This window comes from Bilophila wadsworthia ATCC 49260, from assembly GCF_000701705.1.
Lineage (GTDB): Bacteria > Desulfobacterota > Desulfovibrionia > Desulfovibrionales > Desulfovibrionaceae > Bilophila > Bilophila wadsworthia.
Genome location: NZ_JNJP01000005.1, coordinates 129,946 through 149,739 on the forward strand (window position 1 = coordinate 129,946; position 19,794 = coordinate 149,739).

Genomic DNA, 19,794 nt, shown 5'->3' on the forward strand with positions numbered 1-19,794 from the left:
CTGCCGGAACCGCCCGCTTCCGGGAACGCGGCGAACAGGGATTCGATAAAAGTGAAAGCCGTTGAAGGGGGAGAGGGGAAATGTTTTTGAGCGTTTCCCCTCTCCCCCTTCCCAAATGTTTTCTCAGCTCAGTCCGTGCGTCTGTTGAGCGAGACAAGCAGGAAGGCGGCCACTGTGCCGATGACGGCTACAATGGTCATGCTCTGGATGGCGCGGGGCAGGCCGTAGCCGTCGGCGATCCAGCCGAGGAGCGGGGCGACGATGCCGCCCATGCTGGTGGCGAGCCCGAGGGTGACGCCGGAAGCGAAACCAATGTTCTTCGCCAGATATTTCTGCCCGAGCACGACCATTGAACTGAAGGGCGCGTACAAGGAAAAGCCGAGGGGCAGCAGGAGCGCGAAAGCGGCATAGAGATTGTCCACCAGGCCGAAGAGGACGATGGAGGGGATCAGGACCACGTAGGAGAGCCGGATGATCCGCAGGTAGCCGAAACGGTCCGAGAGCATCCCGCCGATGAAGTTGCTGATGACGCCGAACGTGCAGAAGCAGGTCAGAGCCGCGGCCCCGGCAGCTTTGGACTGGCCGAAGTTATGGATCCAGTAGAGCGGGATGAAGGTGTTACAGCCCACAAACAGGACGGACCGGGAAATGATCGCCAGCGTCAGCTTGGAGAATTCCTTCCAATTGTTTTTCACCTCTTCGGTTTCCCCGGCAGCTTTCGCGCTTTCGGTTTCGGTCTTCTTCATGCCCGAGAGGTGCGAGATCTGGTAGAGCAGGATGACCGACATGACGAGGGCTATGAGGCCGAAAACGGACGTGCCGGGCATACCGAACGCGCCGATGGCCGCTACCGCGAGCATGGGGCCGAATACGAAACCGCTGTTGCCGCCTATGGAAAAGAGGCTCAAGCCTGTGCCCTTGGAAGCGCCGGAAACCTTATTGGCGAAACGCGCGCCCTCGGGATGGAACAGGGCCGCGCCCACGCCGCTGAGGGCAATGGCCGCGAAAATGGCCCAGTAGCTGTGCAGGAAGCCGATGGAAGCCAGCCCGCCCCCGGCCAGCAGGACGCCCACGGGAATGAACCACGGCTTGGAAAGCTTGTCGGACAGATAGCCGAAAGCCGGTTGAATAATCGAGGAGAGGCAGGAGAAGGCGAACATCAACCCGGCGGCGGCTTGATAGTCGAAACCGTACGCGGTGATCAAAAAGGGCAGGATGGCGGGCAACGCGCCGCCGTTTATGTCGCACGACAGATGCCCGAGCGACACAAGGAAAATTTTCTTTTTGTCCATGACGATGACCTTTGTCCGCAGGCGGGGACGGATGAGGGGAAGCGGGCGTTCCCGGCGGCGCGAAGGGCCGACGCGGCAGCCACGGCACAGTGGATAGTGGGAAATCTCAGACGAAAAAGCAAGGCTCTTTCTGGTAAAAAACAAAGGTGCGCCGGGGGATTATGGAAGGGCGAAAGGGGTGATAGCGTCTATTGTGCCGGGGTGACGCCTTGTTGCGTGTTCTTCTGGACGTTCTGGCCCCACGAAAAGAGTAGGGGATAGGGAAGGCGCGGGGGCGTGAGAAGGCTAGTCAGGGTGCGAAGCTCACCGCTCCAGCGCGTTGTGGGGCGGCTATGGAGGGGGCGTCCTTTCCCTCTTCATCAGTGAAAACCGCCTCCCGGATAAATCCTGGAGGCGGTTTTCGTGCCGGGCCGCGTGGAGGCCCGTTTATGGAAGGAAGATTACGGCCTGCTCATGTCGAGCCGTTCAAAGGTATGGGAACCATCCGTACCAACGCGGATCTGCATGTCGAGGATGAGCGGCAACGCCGGATCGGACGTGATGTCCACGAGGACGGAGCCGTCCTGCTGTTCCTTGGCGGAAACGGAGAAATTGCCGTGCTCGCTGAACTCCACGCCGGGGAAGCATGTACTGAGGACACGGGGCATGATCAGCGGCGCTTGCGAGAAACACTGCATGACCCGGGCAAGCTGCCCTTCGGAGTGGGTCATGCCGCGCACCCGGCCGATGATCTCCGTGAAATGCGGGTTTTCCGATGTATTTTCCTCATCGGAGATGCTGAACGGGCTGGTGGCGAAGCCGTTCCCGTTGCGATCCTCGAATTGCATGACTGTATTCTTGCCCCGGCGACGGAAGTCCGTCACGAGGCCATACGCCGTTTCCTCATCAATGCCGCTCAGAGAGCCCATACCCGTAGCCACGGAGATGTCTTTCAGAGAGATATGCGCATGGGGGCGGGTCAAGGCGATGAGCTTTTTGGGGCTCAGGCCGAAACTGCTGCTGTTCATAAGTGCGGCGTCCATTACCGGCTGAGGCATATCCGGTGCCGCGGCCTGGAGCAGGCCCACATACATTTGGGAAACGGACTTGATGAGATCCGCGCCGAAGTGTTCGGCGCTGATGACCCTGGGCATGGGGCCGCCGACCATGGCATCCCAGATCTGCCGGTTGGAAAGCGGCTTGCCGCGGTTGGCCTCCAGAGCGGCGAGCAGGTCGGAAACCGAGGATTCCACCCAGTACGGAAGCAGGAAATCCTGCGCGCCCTGAGCTGTCTGGGCAAGCTGCGTATGGATGCCGCGAAGCTGTTCCCACTGCTGCGGTGTGAGCCGTTCGGCATGGCGATTCATCTGGACGTCGAAATCGGTGATGACGCCGGGGGCAAACCGGCCGAGACGGCTGAGAGGGGATTCCGCGTCACCGGGCATCTCGCACAGATGATTGATTTCGTCGTTAAAATACATGGGATCGACCTGCGGATTGTGCCCGAGCCGGTATTCGGCGTTCTGGCGCAGGTTGTTCATGATCTGCGTCGCGCCCATCAGCGGGGCGGTATCACGCGGGGCTCTCGGGTGCCCCACAATATGGAGGCAGGCCCCGGCGAGCTTGTGTGCCATGTCGGACTGCATGTTGGCGGAGACATTGGCGAGTTCGTCCGGCGTCATGCCTTCGAGGATGAAGTCGCACATCATGGGGAGCAGATCTTCGGATCCGGGCAGTTGCGCATAGCGCTCATGAAACGCGCAGAACCGTTCGGATACGTCCATGACGGCCTGCGTGAAGCGCCCCGGAGTTTGATCGAGCCGCGCCAGATTGACGAGCCCGGTCGGCACGGGCAGTTCCTTCGCCGCAGTGAAGGCCTCGGCTATGGCTCCGGCATCGCGCACGCCGTAGCGCTGGGCGATCTCCTTCATGACATCCTTGTCCGCATCGCTGAACCGTTCGGCGGGCAGCGCGCCGATGTCGTCCAACGTGTCCTTGAGGCCCAAGAGTTCGGCTCCGATGACGTCTCCGGCGAGCTGGCGCAGTTGTGCCGCGTCGACGGCGTTCCCTTCCTCATTGGCCGCGTTGAGCAGGGGTGTAAGGGCCTGGCTGACGCCCTGATAGAACGGCCTCGGATTGATGGCGTCGGGCCTCAGGCCCGCGAGCGCGCCATCTTCGTTGATCGAATCGAAAACGGCCCGGAAGGCGTCCGTGTTGGCCTCGACGACGTGTCCCTGCTCGGGGATGAGCTCGTCCAGGACGGCGTTGAAGGTTTCCCGGTTGGCGCCGGACAGGGCGCTGTGCTGCGTAGTGCTGAGCCGGGGGATGTCAAGGCCGTGCGAGCGGGCGAACTCCCGCAGCATAACGGGGATTTGTTCCGTATCTCCAAATACCTCGAACTTTGATTCGAGGAATTCGCTCAAGAGCTCCCCATCCTGCCGTTGGATTTCTTCGGACTGCGGATCGACGTCACCGGGCGTTGCGATCCCCATGTCGACTTTCTGTTCGCGGGACATGAGGCTGATGAGCGCTCTGGCGTGTCCTTCGAGGCTGCGGAACTGGGTCATGCCTTCCTTGAGGAATTCCAAGCCCCGCATCCCGCCGAGGCCGCGTTGGATGGCCCCGTTGAGCGTGGCGAACTGGTTGGCGAGAGGTCCGAACTTGTCCACCGCGTTTTTCATGAGATCGGGGAGCATGTCCTGTGTGACCCCGCGCCGGGCCAACAGCATGGAGACGGAGTTGCGGAGCACGGCGGCGATGTCGTCCGCGCCGTAATCGCCCTTGAAGCTGTGAGCCGCCGAGTTAAGCGCGTCGGCATGGTCGGCGATGCGTTCGAGGAAGGCGGCATCCATAGGCACGCTGTCGTTGAGGAGCTGCTCCACCATCACGTCGCCCGCGAGCATGGCGTTGATGTAACGGGGCATGGTTTCCGCAGTGACCGGCGGATTCAGGTCGCCCGGCGGGTCCTGCGCCATGAGCGCGAACTCGCGGAGCAGGGGCAGGTTGTCTTCCACGAAGACTTGTACGGCGATGTCCATCGCCTCGGCCACACGCTCTTGAGACGGATAGACGCCGGGTCCGGGATTGTCGTTGAGCAGCGCCGTGCAATGTTTGATCACGGCAGGGTTGTTGGCGAGGGCGGAGCTGAAGTTCTGGGGCAATCCGGCGAGGGTCATGGCTTGGCGTATGCCCTCCGCCTTCCCGGCTGTCCGCATCATGAAGCCGCGCACGGCATCCTGCCGTTCGGCGGGCGTCGCAAGCGTGGGCATGTTTGTGGCGAAGCTCATGGCCAGCCCCTGCATGTTGTCCCGCCCGAGCGTGGGAAGAGCCTCTTTGAGCGTGGCGATCATGTCCTTGCCGTTGGGAAGCTGCGGCAACAAGCCGAGCATATCGTCTTTCAGCGATGACAGGATATCGATGTCCGCCGCATTGGCGTCGCGGAAGGCCGTCTGGAGCCGGGTAAAGGCGCCTTCGGTCCCGTGGGCTTCCATATCGGCCCGCAACTGGTGGGCAAAGAAGCCGTTGGCGCCCGCGAGGGGCTGGTTGAGGCGAGTGAGGGCCGTGGTCATGGCCGCGCCGCGCGTTCCAAGGCCGGGAAGCTGCGTGAGGACACCGACATTTTGTGGGATGACCTTCTCGCAAAGATACGTCCGTACGGCGTCACGTTGGCCCTGCGGACTGCCGAGATCCAGATTGCGGACCAGCGCGAACTGGGCGAAGGAGGTGGCGTGCCCGGCAGGAAGCGCGTTGCCGTCGGCGAGCTGGCGGCCTGCGGCAAGAGCTTCGTCATACAGGACTGAATCGCGCACGAGTTTGACGTCTTCCGCAGTGAGGGGCTTGCCCCCTTCAAGCTTCGCGTTGAGCATTCCCCGTATATCGGCGTTGATGTTGTGGAACTGCGGGGATTGATCAAGGGCGTTCAAGAATGCCGTGACCGTGGCACGGTTTTCTTCGGCCTTGGCGCTGCGGGAAAGCTTATGGATTCCGTGCAGCGAGGAAGTATCGCCGACGGATTCACCACCGTTTTGAAGAAAAAGAGACGCGGAATCGCCAACCGTGTTGGCACTATTGAAGAACTGCTGAAGGGAAACAGGCATACGGCCTCCTATAGCTGAAACAAGATGCGGTGTCCGGTACGAAGCCGAGAGCGGTTACCTTTGAACTGCGCGCCGTTTTATGGCTTTCCTGCATCAATATCGTTTTCGGCTGGATGCACGCCATATTGCGGCGCACCGGAGATTCCGGCGTTGGGGCACTTCTGAAACGCTCTAGACGCGGAGGAATTGCCCGGCGGTGAAAGACGGCTCCGGGGCTTCCCCTCCTTCGAGGACGGCTTGCTGCGCCTGTTCCGTAAGGGCTTCCTGTTCTTTGTTCATGGCGTCGAGGCGGGCTTTCCATGTTTCCGAGAACAGGACGATGTTGTTGACGGTTTTGAGGAAATCCCCGGTGTCGAGCCCATAGGCCGGGATCGGGAAGTTCAGCCCCACCATGCCGGTGGCGTCGTTATAGCTGAGCGCGCCGCCTTGCGTGTCCGCGAGGAGGAAGTTCGAGGCCAGCAGCAGACGGCAGATTTCGCCGTTGCGCCAGCCGCCGAGAGCGCCGACTTCAACATATACGATGAAGGAGTGCGTCGCTTCGATCCATTGGATCAGCAGGTTCCGCCCTCCGAGCGAAAGGGCGGCGGCCCCGGATGCGGACAAGGTGATGTCCATGCCTGTTTCTTTGCCCAGTGCCTCAATGTACGGCGTCGCGTTCATGGTTTCTCCTAAACGGTGAGAGTACGGCATTCTGGGATGCCAATAATGTTGATGAACGTATCCTTATGAAAGGGAATCAGCAAAAAGCGATCCAAAAAACCGGAGGAAGCCGCTGCAGCGCAGAAATTTTGTTTGAGGGGATACCGGTTCCGGGCTGCGGAGAAGTGTTCACGGATCGCCACGTGATTATGCCTGTTTTTGGGATGGACGTGAAGGGCCGGGGAGTGGCGGCGGCTTTATCGGAGGAGAGGGCCTCCGCCGCACCGGGACAGGCTTCTGGCCTCTTGCCGCGGCTGCCGGCCCTGTGAGGCCCGTCGCGGGAGCATTACGGAAACGGCCCGCCACCACGGAACGGGCCGATGCAGGTTGGGCTCCGGATCAGGAGCCGATGACATACCTTGAGCGGCGGCCGAGCAGTTTTTTGATGCCCATGATCAGGAGGAGGCAGAGGGCCACTTCGCAGAAAAACGTGAACAGGGACACGAAGAACAGGCTTTCCGGCAGGAGGATGCCGAAAAAGGTGAACAACAGGTTCTGGAACGTAAACAGGATGAAGTCGTGCAGGAAGTACAGGGCGAAACTGTACGTGGCGATGAGATCGAGGAGCGTGATCCGGATGTGTTTGATCTTTTCGAGGAAGTGGACCACGCACGCGCCGATGGCTATTTTCTGCATGTAATAGGCGGCCTCGATGTTCGGCAGGATTTCCTCATAGGCATTGATGCCGAGGAGTGCGGTGAAGACGAGCGAGAAGGCGACGAGGATTTTGATATGCTTGGCGATGAACGCGAGGATCAGGTCCCGGTTCATGGAGTAGAACATGCCGAGCAGGTATGCGGGAAAGAAGAATGCGTAGTTGTGGAAGAAACTTGTCAATTCCGTCCGGGGGATGAGCAGGGGGATCCAGACGGTGAACAGCGTGAGCAGGGCGAACCGTTCCTCACTGAGGCGCAACAGAAGCGGGCTCACGAGGAATATCGTGGCGATGAACGGGATGTACCAATAGGTCAGGACCACGTCGCCGTACAGCAGCGCTTGGAAAAATTCCCGGCATCCCGTCGCCAGCTTGGTGAAACGGGGCACCTCTCCCGTATAGGAATACCAAAAGAAGGCGTATCCTGTGAAAAAAACGGACAGGATCACATACGGAACAATGACGTTGAGCAGTTTTTTTCTGTAGTATGTCCGTAAGTCGAATTTCCTTTGAGCCAAAAAATGAAACAAATAACCTGAAATGAAGACAAAATACAACGTGCTCGAATGAAACAGGACGCCACGGAGCATATCCAGAAAACGGCTCATGGATTCGTGGCCTTCAAGAGGCGGCACGATCCACATATGAACGCTTATAACGGAAAAGATGGCGAACGCCCTGAAATAGTGCATCGCCAGATCGAAGCCTTGTTTTTCCATAAAGAGCTCTCCTGTATACCGTGAAGCCCTTTGTTGCACAGGGCTTTGATTGGTACACCATATACTGGAGAGGGTCCCCGTGTAAACAAGGGAAACGGTCGGGTTTCACGGCGGATTTTCGGGGAAAAAAGCGCATCGGCCAGAGGCTGAATGCCCGGCGGTACGTGTGGTCAGAGAGGGGGAAAGGTGCGAGCCGTGGAGAGCCCCGTTCCATCCTTTTTGATGCGTATCGGAACGCCCCGGAGTCAGTTCCCCACCATTCGGAACCAGTTGGAAAAGAAGGAGGCCGGGGGAAGGGATAACCTGGGCGGGTGTTCCCCGCTCTCAGAGTTTCCCTTCCCCCGGCCCGCCGCATCTTAATACTGTGCGGAGCAGGAAGGATCAGCCGGAAATCCCGAGCAGCTCGGCGGCGTTGTCGTACAGGGAGCGCTGGAGGGATTCAGGTTCGAGCCCGGCGTTTTTCCAGTCTTCAATGGCCTGCGCGAATCCCCGGATGGGATAGCTGGTGGAGAAGAGGAAGCGGTATTTGAGGAACGAATTCGCAGCATTGGCGTATTCGTGGCGCATGGGCATGTTGCGCAGGAAGAAATAGCAGTCCGGGGCAAGGTAGAGGTTCGGGCAGAGCAGGGCCACGCCCACGGCCTCCTGCACCTTGGGCCAGCAGCCGTGGGGGATGACCACGTTGACCTTGGGGAACTTGCGGAGCATGGGCACGAGCGGCGTGGGATCGCAATAGCTGAGATCCGGGCCGCCGTAGGCGCTCATGGTAATGCTGACGAACACGCCGAGCTGCTGGCAGAGGTCAAGGATGGGCTCGATTTTGGGATCGGTGGCGTACATGGCGGGGCTGCACCAGCCGGGATCAAGGGCCACGCCCTTAAAGCCCCAGTCGCGGACACAATGTTCGATCTCCTCAAGGGCGTCCGGCGCGTTGGGGGAGATGCCCGCGAGGGCTACGAACAGGCCCGGATAGCGGAGCAGCAGCTCGTTGACCTCGGCGTTGCTCACGTCGCCGTAACGGGCGTTGCCGGTGTGCCGCCCGTGCAGCACGCCTTTGGTGATCCCGGCGGCCTTCATTTCGTCGACCAGCATGTCCACGGAGGCGTGCTCCATCGAAGGGACGGGGAGGCGTTCAAACCCGGTGGGGCGCATCTTGCGGGGATCGTCGGGCACGGACTGCCAGTTCCTGACGATGCCGAGGTTCATGAAGCCTTTGTACGGAGGGCGGATACGGAAATCGATGACCATGATGTCGTCCTTTTGCGGTGGTAGGCCCGGCGGAAAGCCGCTGGACACGGGAGCGTTGCCGGATGCTTTCGGAAGCGTTTCCCGATCAAGCGGGTTCGGATGTGCGCCGGGTTTTCGTTGATTCGGGAAGGGATTCCCGACCCGTGGGAACAACGGGCCGGGAAAGGGGATCGGGCGAGGGGGCTACTTGATGATGCCGGCCTCACGGTAATACTTCTCCGCGCCGGGATGCAGGGGGAGGGCGAGGTTATCCGCCATGTGTTCGGGGACCAGCGTCTTCCACGTGGGCTGGACGGCGTGCAGTTCCTCAAAACCTTCCACGATGGCCTTGGTGATCTTGTAGACATCGGCGTCCGGCATATTTTTGCGGACGAGCATGACCGTGGAGTCGGTAATGCAGGGGATGTCCCTGCCCACCGCGCCGCCGTAGAAGTCGGCGGGGATGACGCCGATGGACTGCCCGGTCTTGGCGGTGACGCTCTTGAGCACCTTGTCGGATACGGGGAGCCACTTCACCTTGGCGTTGAGCACGAGTTCCTGAATGTGGGACTGCTGGCCGGGGCCGAGGGTCAGGTAGGCGTTCAGGGTGCCGTCCTGGAACATACCCACGCGGTCGTTGGCGGAAACGGCGGTGTGTGCGCCGCCCCATTTCGTGATGTCGTCGTAGGTGTACCCGTATTCGGCCAGCAGCATGGCGCCGACCACGTTGTGCAGGGTGCCCTTGGCCCCGCGATCGAGGCGGACGGGCAGTTTCTTTTCCATGAGTTCGTCGAACGTGTTCACCGGAAGATCGGCGGAGACGATGATGGACAGGCGCGAAGTGTCGTTCATGTTGGCGAGCGAAGCCACATTTTTGAGGGGCTTCTTGTACGGGGCCTTGCCGTCGCGGGCCGCCACGGTGTTGAAGGTCTGGGTCAGGGTGACGTCGGCGGCGTTCTGTTCAAGGCGGAGGGGGTTGCTGACCGAAGCGCCCTGCAGCACGTTGATGGCGCTGCCGGGATAGCGGTCGTTGACCAGCTTGCCGACCCCGGTGAGGCCGACATTCCATGTGCCGCCGAGCACCGCGCCGCCCACGGCCCGGAAGTTGATGGGTTTGGCGTCTTCAGCCGCGGCTGGGGCGGCGAAGGCGAGCGTGAGGCCGATGGCGCAAGCGCCGGAAAGCGTTATGGCCTTGTGCAGGAGGGACATGATGGACTCCTCTGGGTATGTGGGCCGTGGCCCGGTGGAAGGTTTGTGGGCAAGAGCCCGGAAGCTGGGGCGGATCAGGCGGCGCAGAGCCGCTTCTTGCGTGCGATCTGGATGAAAAAGACGAGGCTGGCCGTGCCGAAGCCGATGAGGTCGGTGAGGAGGCCGGGGTACACGAGCACGATCCCGGCCACGAACATCATGACCCGCTCGGCGGGCGAGGATTCGGTGAACAGCCATCCCTGCATACTGGAGGCGAGGCAGACGACGCCGAGCACAGCGGTGAACACGGCCTGCAGGATGGTGGCCCAGTCGCCCATGAGCAGGAGCGCGGGCTCGAAGATGAAGATGAAGGGGACGATGAAGGCGGCGATGCCGAGCTTGAAGGCGGTGAAGCCCGTCTTCATGGGCGGCGCGTCGGCAATGGCGGCCCCGGCGTAAGCCACGAGGCATACGGGCGGGGTGATGCCGGACGAGATGGCGAAGTACATGACGAACAGATGGGCGGCGAGCACCGGGACCCCGGCCTGCACCAGCGCGGGCGCGCCGAAGGTGGCGACGAGGATGTAAGCGGGCAGGGAGGGCAGGCCCATGCCGAAGATCACGCACGTCCCGGCGAGCACCAGCAGGAAGATCCCGATATGCACCTGCGCGAGCGAGCCCATGAGGTTGACGAAACTGAAGCCGAACCCGGTCATGGTCACGACGCCGATGACGATGCCCACGCAGGCGCAGCACGCCGCGATCATGAGCAGGTTCGCCGCCGCGTTTTCCATGGCGGCGAGGAAACGGGCCGGGGTGAGGCGTGTTTCGGGGCTCAGGAAAGACAGGGCAACCACGGCGGCGCAGGCGAGCAGGGCCGAGAAGATGATGCTCCTTCCGGCGATCATGAGGACGATGAGCAGGGCCAGGGGCGCGAGGTAGTAGAGCTTGCGCTTGATGGAGCGCAGTTCGGGGATGAGATCGGACGGCGTGCCGCCGAGCCCGTGCCGGAGCGCCTCAAAGTGGATCATGGTGAACAGGGATAGGTAATAGAGCACGGCGGGCAGGAGCGCGGCCTTGCAGATGCTCAGGTAGCTGATGCCGGTGTATTCGGCCATGACGAAGGCGATGCTGCCCATGACCGGGGGCATGATCAGGCCGCCGGAGGAGGCGACCGCCTCGACCGCGCCCGAGAATTCGGGCCGGTAGCCCACGCGCTTCATGAGCGGGATGGTGAAGGTGCCGGTGGCGTAGACGTTGGCCGCCGCGCTGCCGGAAACGCTGCCGAAGAGGGCGCTGCCGAAGATGGCCGCCTTGGCCGGGCCGCCCTTGGCGTTGCGGGTGACGAGGCAGGCGAGCTCGAGGAACACGCTGGCCATATTGGTCTTTTCGAGCAGTGCGCCGAACAGGATGAACACGTAGATGATCGTGGCCGAAGCGCCGATGGAGGACCCCCAGATGCCGTCGTTGAGCAGGTACAGCGATTCGATGATCTGGTTGGGGGCGAGGTAGAGGTGCCCCATGTTGCCGGGCAGGAGGTGCCCGAAGAAGGCGTACAGCAGCGCGATGCCGGACACGATCACAAGGGCGAGGCCCGCCACACGCCGGGTGGCCTCAAGGATGGCGATGATGAGCCCGGCACCCCAGAAAAGATCCCATGCCGTCAGCTCGTCGATGTGCGGCATCCTGTCCTGAATGTAGGAGAAGTTTGTGATGATGTACGCCGCAGCCCCGGCGCTCATGGCGATCATGAGGATGTCGAACAGGAACGACCATGCCGGTTCGGGCCGGGGGTTCTTGCGCAAGGCCCGGTTGGACGAGCGCCACAGGAACAGCATGGAGAGCACAAGCCCCACATGCGTTGCCCGGACGATCAGCGGATCGAGCAGCCACATGCCCGTGCAGGTCGTGAGCTGGAACGCGCAGAGGGCTATGGCGAGGGCGAGGATGAGCGGGCGCAGTTTCCTGCGGTCGAAAACGGGAACCATGATGACCTCCTCCGGTCCGCGGAGCGGCTACAGGTTATAGGCTGCGGTGTAGGCCTCGTGCATGGCGTCGAGCACCTTGCCCACGCGGCGGCAGTCGCCGATGGCGGTGAAGGGCACGCCCGCCAGCGAAAGCTCCGCGCACAGGGCGTTCGACGGGCGGTAGCCGAGGGCGAGGACGAGGGTGTCGAAAGGCGGGAGTTCCCGCTGGGAGCCGTAGGCGTCCTTCACGGCGACGCGTCCATCTGGTCCGACGGAAACCAGCTCCGTGGATGTGAGCGCCTTGACCTTATGCTCCCTGAGACTTTCGAGGAGGAAGCTCCGGGCACGGGCCTGCATGTCCGCCGCAAGATCGGGCCGCAGTTCAAGGATGGTGACGTCCCCGCCCTTGAGCGCGAGGTATTCGGCGGTTTCGCTGCCCACCATGCCCCCGCCCACAACGAGCACACGCTGTCCGGCCTTGGCCTTGCCGGTGAGGATGTCTTCGGCGGTAACGGCGTTGGCGATGCCTTCGCAGAAACGGGGGATGACGGGTGCGCTTCCCGTGGCGACGATGAGCGTGTCGGGCTTGAGTTCGGCGAGATCCGCCACGGAGGGCGCGGTCCCGAGGAAGACCTTGACCCCGGAAGCGATCAGCCGTTCGCTAAAGCGGTTCACGAGCACGGCATACAGATCCTTATGCGGCGGCAGGGCGGCGATATTGGCCAGCCCGCCGAGGCGGGTCCGTTTTTCAAAAAGGGTTACCCGATGCCCCCGTTCGGCGGCGACAAGCGCGGCCTGCATCCCGGCGGGCCCGCCGCCCACGATGACCACATGCTTGGAAACGGCGGCGGGGGTGCGGGGATACATGCCTTCGCAGCCGGTGCGGGGATTCACGGCGCAGGCGACGGCCTTGCGCTCGCGCAGCCGGGCCACGCAACCCTCATTGCAGCCCACGCATGGGATGACTGCATCGTCACGGTTCGCGGCGAGCTTATTGGGCAGGTCCGGGTCGGCGATGAGCGCCCGCCCCATGACCACAAGGTCAGCCTTGCCGGAATTGAGGACGGCATCGGCGGATTCCCGGTCGATAATGCGCCCGGCCACGCCCACAAGGGCGCGATCTCCGAGGGCTTCCTTGATCGCGGCGGAGCGGTCGGCGTTCCAGCCCTTGGGCAGGCAGGGCGGCGGGCCGGTGAAACGGTTGGTCTCGCCAAGCCCCACGCTGACGTTGAACAGATCGATGCCGTTGTCCGCCACTGTGCGGGCGATGTCGCGGGCCAGCTCCAACGTGATGCCGCCGGGCAGGTACTCCTCGACGCTGCACCGGAAGAACAGGGGAAAATCCGGTCCAAGACGCTTCCTGATGCCCCGGATGACTTCCACTGGCACGCGCATCCGTTTTTCGAAGTTGCCTCCATAGGCGTCCTCGCGGCGGTTGAAGAGCGGGGACATGTACTGCGAGAGGAGGTAGCCGTGCGCACCGTGGATTTCGATGACGTCGAACCCGGCCTCGGCGGCGCGTTCGGCTGCGGAACAGAAGCTGCCGATGACGCGTTCGATGTCGTCCTCGTCCATGACGTGGATGTCGTCGTAGGTGGTGAGTCCGGGGATGTAGGAAACGAGCTGGCGGGGGTGCCCGGAAACGGCGGGCTGGGCCAGACGCCCGGCGTGGTTGAGCTGGATGCCCGCCTTGCCGCCGTGGGCGTGGATGGCGTCCGTGAGCCGGCGAAGGCCTTTGATGAAGTGATCGGAAGCGATGCTCACGCCGGGCCAGTAGCTTTTGCCCGTGTCGTCCACGCTGGTGGATTCGAGCATGTTGAGCCCCACGCCGCCGTAGGCGCGCTCGGCGTGGTAGGCGATGAGGCGCTCGCTGACTTCGCCGTTGACCGCGCAGTAGTGCGTGACCATTGAGGGCAGCATGATGCGGTTTCTAAGGGTTGTCTTTCTGATGGTCAGAGGTGAGAGCAGGACGGAAGAGGACATAGACGCTCCGGGGGTGAAAGTACGGATCGGGCCTTTTTGTTCTTTTTTATGCAAGAGATAAGGCAATGATTGTGCCAAATCATACAAAAAAAGCCTTGTTTTACATTTATTCATTTATTTAAAATGATTAATTGAAAAATCCCTTTCCATGTCTTTTCCTATATGTTCAAAAAAATGACATGCGCTCATGACATGTCATTGATTTATACCACACCGGAAAGGACGGCAAAGCTTTTTTTGATTACGGTATATTACAGATGAATAGATATCTGATAAGGTGTCCATAAAGGGAAACAGCCCTGTTCCGGCTATCCGGAGCAGGGCTGTTTCATGGGGTTTTGAACCGATTGACTGTCTTTTTATGTCTTATTTTTCACTAAGAAGTCTGGCGGCGTTGTCGTAGAGCGTGTTCTGGAGGGCTTCGTCGGTGAAGCCGCGCGACTTCCAACCCCGGAGGCACTGGCTGAGGCTGCGCACCGGGTAGGAGCTGGCGTAGAGGATGCGGTATTTCAGGTAGGTGTTCGCGGCCTTGATGTACTCGTCGGACAGCGCGAACCCATCGATATAAATGTAACAGTCAGGCATAAGATACACGTTGGGGCAACGGATCGCCACGGCAAGGGCGGCGTGGACATGCGGCCAGCAGCCGTGCGGCACGACTATCTTCATGTTTGGGTATTTCATGGCGACGCGCTGGATGGCGCAGGGCTCGGAGTAGCTCAGATCCGGGCCGAGCATGAAACTGGAGGTCAGGGAGACGATCATGCCGAGTTCCTGACATTTCGCATAAATGGGATCAAAAACCGGATCGTCGTGGTAGAGCGGGCGGCGCAGCCATCCGGCGTCGATGCCCACGCCCCGGAAACCCATCGCGGCGACGCGTTCGATTTCCCCGACCTGCCCGGGCAGGTTCGGGTTGACGCCCGCGAAGGGGATGAAGCGGCCCGGATAGGCGCGGGCGAGTTCGTCGATTTCGTCATTGTCCACGGAACCATACTCGTCGGCCTTGCGGCCCATGATCACGGCGCGTTCGGTTTCGGTCTCGTCCATTTCCTGCATGAACAGTTCGATGGAGCGTGCTTCCGCCGAGGGGACGCGTTCCTTGCCTATCAGGAAAATCGACTGCTTGGTGGGATCGGGGGACGGCGCGGGCTTGTTGTAGAGCGATGTGGTCAGATTGGTCTTGTACGGGGGGCGTACGCGGAAATCGATGAGCATGGCGGATTCTCCTTGGTGATGACGCGGGCGGTGCGTGGGGACGGCGGCTCCGCGAGTGTATACGGCTGCGCCCGGTGCGCGGGCAACAGTCTGCGGACAGCAAGAAGCGATCCAGCACGCGCCATTTGAGCCCGATCCGCATATCTCTTATGAAAAAAGGAACAATAATCTCCCGATTCGCCGGAAAAGGCTTGCTTTCGTGTCACAATCTATGACATGTACAATTGACATATACACAAATGTCACATGCGCGGCGTCCGCGTCTCACGGGGACGACGCAGGAGCCTTCCCATGACGGACACCCATGATTCGTATCTCCAGTCCGACGCCCGGCAGGAGGCCATTTCGGCCCAGAAGGAGCTTTTCCTCCGTGGCCTGCCCGTGGATACCACCGTGGTCAGCGATTTCGTCCTGCGCTCGTGGCAGCGTAGCCGCCTTGCCGGGGTCGATCCCGAAACCACGGTGCGCAAGAAGGTGGACGAGACCATTTTCCGGCATATCCTTGCCGCCAATGCCGATCTTCTCGAGTCCTCCCGCGTGATTATGAAGGAATTGTTCTCGTCGCTGGTTTCCGGAGCGGGGTCCATGATCCTTTCCACCGCCGAATGCATCAGCCTGCATATGGAAACCAGCGGAAGGGACGGCGACACCTACCCCAGTTCCAAGCCCGGCATGATCACCACCGAACAGCTCCGGGGAACCAACGGCATCGGGACGTGCGTGGCGGAGCGCAGGCCCATCGAGATCATCGGCGCGGAGCATTACCTGACCGTGGGGCACCGTTGGAGCTGTTCGGCGGCGCCGATTTTCGACAGCAAGAACCAGCTCATCGCCGTGCTCAACGTGAGCCAGCTCCGCGAGAAGTACCACTCCCACACCCTCGGCATGGTGCGGGCGGCGGCCTACGCCATTTCGGAACAGCTCCGCCTCCGCGCCCTGCTCCAGCAGCAACAGGCCATCATCGAACTGCTCGACGAGGGGGTCATCGTGGTGTCCCGTTCCGGCGAGGTGAAGCTCATGAACAGCAAAGCCGCCTCCATGCTCGGGCTTCCGGCCCCGCAGCAGGGCGAAAACATCTACAAGTTCATGCGGCCTTCGCAGATGCTCGACAACATCCTCACAGGCGATCCCCATATCATGGATCAGGAGGCGCAGTTCCCCTTGGAATCCGGTTCGCTGTCCTGTTTCTTTTCGGCCATGTCCCTGACCAGAGAGGCCTGCGTGGTGCTCACGTTCCGGGAGGCCCGGCGTATGCGGGGATTCGCGGCCCGCGTCGCCGGGTCGAAGGCCGTGTACACGTTTGACCGCATCCTTGGGGATTCGCCCCCGCTCATGGAGGTCATCGATCAGGCCAAAACCATCGCGCGGGGCAACACCACGGTGCTCATCCTCGGCGAAAGCGGCACGGGCAAGGAACTCTTCGCGCAGTCGATCCATAACGCGAGCCCTCGGGCATCGCGCCCTTTTGTGGCGGTGAACTGTGGAGCGTTGCCGCGGAATCTCGTGGAGAGCGAGCTTTTCGGCTATGAGGACGGGGCGTTCACCGGGGCGAGCCGGACCGGGAAGCCGGGGAAATTCGAGCTTGCGGACGGCGGGACCATTTTTCTCGACGAGCTCGGCGAGATGCCGATGGACGCGCAAGTTTCGCTCCTGCGCCTGCTCCAGAACGGCGAGGTGACCCGCATCGGCGGCAAGTCGAGCCGTACGGTGTCGGTGCGCGTCATCGCCGCGACGAACAAGAACCTTGAGGAAGCCGTGCGCCAGCACACCTTCCGCGAGGATCTCTACTATCGGCTCAACGTCTTCACTCTCGTATTGCCGCCGTTGCGCAGCCGGATGTCGGACATTGAGCTTTTGGCCGAGCATTTTCTGCTGAAATTCGCGGGCAGCCTCGGCAAGGATGTGCGGGGTTTCACGCCCGGCGCGCTGGCGCTGCTCCGGCGCTACCAGTGGCCCGGCAACATCCGTGAGCTTGAAAACGTGATGGAACGGCTTGCCAATATCGTACGGCATCCTCTCGTTTCCGAGGAGGATCTGCCGCCTCAGATGGTGACGGTTCGCCAGCCCGCCAGCCCGCAAGGCCTCTTGCACAGCAAAGAGGCCGAGACCATCCTTGAGACGCTCCGGCAGACCGGAGGCAACATCCGGGCGGCGGCCGCACTGCTCGGGGTGTCGAGGGGCGGCCTGTACGTCAAGCTGAGGCGGCTGGGGATCGATGTGGAAAGCTGCCGCGGCGGTGAAGGATGAATGGAGAGAGGGGCTGGCATCCGGGGGAGAAATTTTTCTAGAGAAAAGTTTCTCCCCCGAACCCCATTTTCCAAAGGCTTTCGACTGGTGGGGAGGCCGCGCGGAGGGAGTTCGTTCCGATATGAGAGGAACCTTTATGGGTGGCCTTCAAGTAGGCTTCATTTATGGGACGCTGCGGACAGGGATGCGATAAGCGTAAAAGCCTTACAGATCCATCAGCCGGCCAGGGAGGAAGTTGCATACGCCGATGGCTCGGATCTTGCCGTTTTCGTAGAGTTCCTCCGTCGCTCTCCATGAACCGTAATAGTCCCCAAAAGGCATGTGGATCAGGTATAAATCCAGAGTGTCAAGCCCCAGACGGCTCAAGGACGCTTCAAAGGCTTTCTTCGTTTTCTCATAGCCAGCCTCTTGAATCCATACTTTGGTGGTGATGGACAATTCCTTGCGAGGGATTCCGCTCTCGCGGACGGCGGCTCCCACGGCTTCCTCATTCCGATAGACCGAAGCCGTATCGATAAGCTGATAACCTGCCGCCAGAGCCTCCGAGACGGCTTGTTCTCACAGGGTGGCATCCGGCACCTGAAAGACGCCGAAACCTTCCAGCGGCATTTCGATTCCATTACGCAATATCGTGGTCTGCATGGGTATTCCTCTTGAGATGTAGGGAGGGCGGCAAACTCCCATGTTATCTCCGTATGTGTTTTGAGCAGCCATGTGAGGTTTTTTATTCCGCCCGCTCGAAGGCAATCGAAAAGTCGCCGGGCATGGCAGCCAGCTTTTCTATGCCCGAAGTGATGCGCCCAAAACGGACCAGTCCTCTGGACAGGCGAAACTCCCGGTAAAAGATGGCGATGTTGCCCCACGGGGCATAGAACGTCAGATCTCCCGCCGAAGGCTCAATGCTGTCCGGCATATCTTCCGTGGAAATCACGCGCGGCGGGTTGCCGATTTTTTCCGTCCCGTTGTAGTCCTTCACCGTCAGGGTGAGCGGGAGCATACTCAAGAAACACGGCCTGCGGGATTGTCTTCCAGTACGGCGGGAAGGGTTTCCCCGTCAACGATCAAGCGTATGCGCATGGGTTCACCTGCCGGAGCGGAATGGGGGAGAAGTGCCGCCAGTGCCGTCAGGAGGAGGGCCGCCATAGGCAACAGGCAGTGCTTCAGGGGCAGCCGGCGGCCTTGCCGCATGGTTTGTTTCGCGTTCATGGGCTTACGCCTTGTTGCCCAGCTCAAAGGCGGACTTCAGGGCGGCGGGAACCTGCAGGATCGTCCCGGCTCCGTCGGCACCCGTACCCCGCACAACGCCCCTCAGTGATGCGCGGCGTGATAACCTCACAGCCAGCGGCGTGATAACTTCAAGAAAAAACGGATTGCGGATTTTGCAATAAAATTACAAAAAGGCGGGAGCGTGTTCCCGCCTTTTTGTTTATGCCGTTTTTATACGCTCCGCCGCTATCCTCGCATACTCGGGCGAGAGTTCGATGCCGACGCACCTTCTGCCCGTTGCCTTTGCCGCGAGGGCGGTGGAGCCGCCGCCGAGGAAGGGATCAAGCACTGTCCCGCCTTCCGGGACGACGCCCATGAGCTCCGCCATGAGCTGAATCGGCTTGCTTGTGAGATGGACTTTTTCGGCGCTGTTTACCGGGTACCTGAAGACGCCGGGCAGGCATTGGCTTGTGTTCCGCTGAAAACGTCCCTTGGAGCCATAGACGATATACTCGGCGTCACGCCTGAACTCACCGGGCATAGGACGGGCCGAGGGCTTATGCCAGACGACGAGCCCCCGCCACATCCAGCCTGCGGCCTGCACGGCGTCGGTCACGCTTGGGAGTTGCCTCCAGTCCGTGAAGACAAGAAGCGGAGCCCCGTCGCGGGCGATGCGCCAGCACTCGCAGAGCCATTGCGTCATCCACCATGTGAAAGAGCGCTGATCCTTGGCGTCGCCGAGCATGGACGGATAACCCTTTTTTGTCCCCGTCTTCTGGTATTTGACGACGGGGTCGGCCTGTTTGCCGGAAAGCGTGACCGCGCCGCTGCAATACGGCGGATCGGTGATGACCGCGTCGACCGATTCAAAAGGAAGGCACGGAAGTATGGTAAGGGCGTTGCCGTGATAGACGGCGTTCGATTCGTCTTGAAAAAACGGATTCATTCGGAACCCCAACCTCCCGAAGAGGGAGGCGTGGGAGCTGCGGGGAGCTCTTCAGCTTCCAGAATGCAGGCGGCAACGGCGTATGATTGCTGTGGGGCAATGCCGTTGCCGAGGGCCTTGAGGCGCTGCGTCCAGACCGGTATCAGCTCACGCGGGAGCAAGCCTACGCCGCCGGGTCTGTCCAGCCTTTCGGCGCTCCCATCATCCACTCTATGAATGACGGGTCCGCGATATGCTTCCCGTGCGGACGCTTTTCGCGCCCGGTCAAACCGTATTCCAAGCCAATCAGATACGCGGACAGATTGCTGGTGCTCTCCCATGATTCGTTCGAGCGGAGCAAGAAGCCGAGCCCTTCCGTCAGCCCGCTGACT

14 protein-coding genes and 1 pseudogene are annotated in these 19,794 nt (G+C 61.2%); 1 reads left to right on the forward strand and 14 read right to left on the reverse strand.

The genetic code is table 11. The features are described 5' to 3' along the window. Positions 1-128 precede the first annotated feature (128 nt). The 9 genes from T370_RS0104070 to T370_RS0104115 form a co-directional block, all read right to left on the reverse strand. Entirely contained in the window at positions 129-1,292 is a 1,164-nt protein-coding gene (locus tag T370_RS0104070; protein WP_029434836.1) for an MFS transporter, read from the reverse strand. 440 nt (positions 1,293-1,732) lie between these two features. Continuing rightward, positions 1,733-5,368 carry a hypothetical protein gene (locus T370_RS0104075; RefSeq protein WP_029434837.1) on the reverse strand — a complete coding sequence of 1,212 codons (3,636 nt, stop codon included), beginning with the start codon at positions 5,366-5,368 and terminating at the stop codon, positions 1,733-1,735. A gap of 171 nt (positions 5,369-5,539) precedes the next feature. Beyond that, complete coding sequence (locus tag T370_RS0104080) at positions 5,540-6,028, reverse strand: type III secretion system chaperone (protein ID WP_029434838.1); 489 nt, start codon at positions 6,026-6,028, stop codon at positions 5,540-5,542. Positions 6,029-6,406: 378 nt separating this feature from the next. Then, complete coding sequence (locus T370_RS0104090) at positions 6,407-7,441, reverse strand: acyltransferase family protein (RefSeq protein WP_029434840.1); 1,035 nt, start codon at positions 7,439-7,441, stop codon at positions 6,407-6,409. A gap of 381 nt (positions 7,442-7,822) precedes the next feature. After that, positions 7,823-8,689 (reverse strand): amidohydrolase family protein, encoded by an 867-nt coding sequence (locus T370_RS0104095; protein WP_005024511.1) that lies wholly within the window; start codon positions 8,687-8,689, stop codon positions 7,823-7,825. A gap of 183 nt (positions 8,690-8,872) precedes the next feature. Beyond that, the gene (locus T370_RS0104100; protein WP_029434841.1) at positions 8,873-9,877 is read right to left on the reverse strand and encodes a TAXI family TRAP transporter solute-binding subunit; all 1,005 of its coding nucleotides are present in this window, start codon (positions 9,875-9,877) and stop codon (positions 8,873-8,875) included. Between the two features lie 74 nt (positions 9,878-9,951). Further along, positions 9,952-11,844, reverse strand: coding sequence for a TRAP transporter permease (locus T370_RS0104105; RefSeq protein WP_029434842.1), 1,893 nt, complete (start codon positions 11,842-11,844; stop codon positions 9,952-9,954). 27 nt (positions 11,845-11,871) lie between these two features. Then, positions 11,872-13,806 (reverse strand): oxidoreductase, encoded by a 1,935-nt coding sequence (locus tag T370_RS0104110; protein WP_029434843.1) that lies wholly within the window; start codon positions 13,804-13,806, stop codon positions 11,872-11,874. A gap of 366 nt (positions 13,807-14,172) precedes the next feature. After that, the gene (locus tag T370_RS0104115) at positions 14,173-15,024 is read right to left on the reverse strand and encodes an amidohydrolase family protein (RefSeq protein ID WP_029434844.1); all 852 of its coding nucleotides are present in this window, start codon (positions 15,022-15,024) and stop codon (positions 14,173-14,175) included. A 291-nt stretch (positions 15,025-15,315) separates the two neighbouring features. Here T370_RS0104115 and T370_RS0104120 point away from each other — a divergent pair, with 291 nt between their 5' ends. Then, complete coding sequence (locus T370_RS0104120; protein ID WP_005024506.1) at positions 15,316-17,271, forward strand: sigma-54-dependent Fis family transcriptional regulator; 1,956 nt, start codon at positions 15,316-15,318, stop codon at positions 17,269-17,271. Positions 17,272-17,475: 204 nt separating this feature from the next. On the opposite strand, the pseudogene T370_RS24100 reads toward T370_RS0104120, so the two are convergent. From T370_RS24100 to T370_RS25345, 5 genes and pseudogenes are all read right to left on the reverse strand, one after another. Further along, a pseudogene (locus T370_RS24100) lies at positions 17,476-17,814 on the reverse strand (aldo/keto reductase); the annotation flags it as partial. 181 nt (positions 17,815-17,995) lie between these two features. Further along, positions 17,996-18,268: a cyclophilin-like fold protein gene (locus T370_RS25910; RefSeq protein WP_248604205.1), complete on the reverse strand. Its 273-nt coding sequence runs from the start codon at positions 18,266-18,268 to the stop codon at positions 17,996-17,998. A gap of 2 nt (positions 18,269-18,270) precedes the next feature. Further along, positions 18,271-18,477, reverse strand: a complete 207-nt coding sequence (locus T370_RS25915; RefSeq protein ID WP_248604202.1) for a hypothetical protein — start codon at positions 18,475-18,477, stop codon at positions 18,271-18,273. A gap of 220 nt (positions 18,478-18,697) precedes the next feature. Further along, complete coding sequence (locus tag T370_RS0104140) at positions 18,698-19,423, reverse strand: DNA-methyltransferase (protein ID WP_029434845.1); 726 nt, start codon at positions 19,421-19,423, stop codon at positions 18,698-18,700. 163 nt (positions 19,424-19,586) lie between these two features. Further along, positions 19,587-19,794 (reverse strand): hypothetical protein (locus tag T370_RS25345; RefSeq protein ID WP_029434846.1); only part of this gene is annotated, 208 nt, incomplete at its 5' end.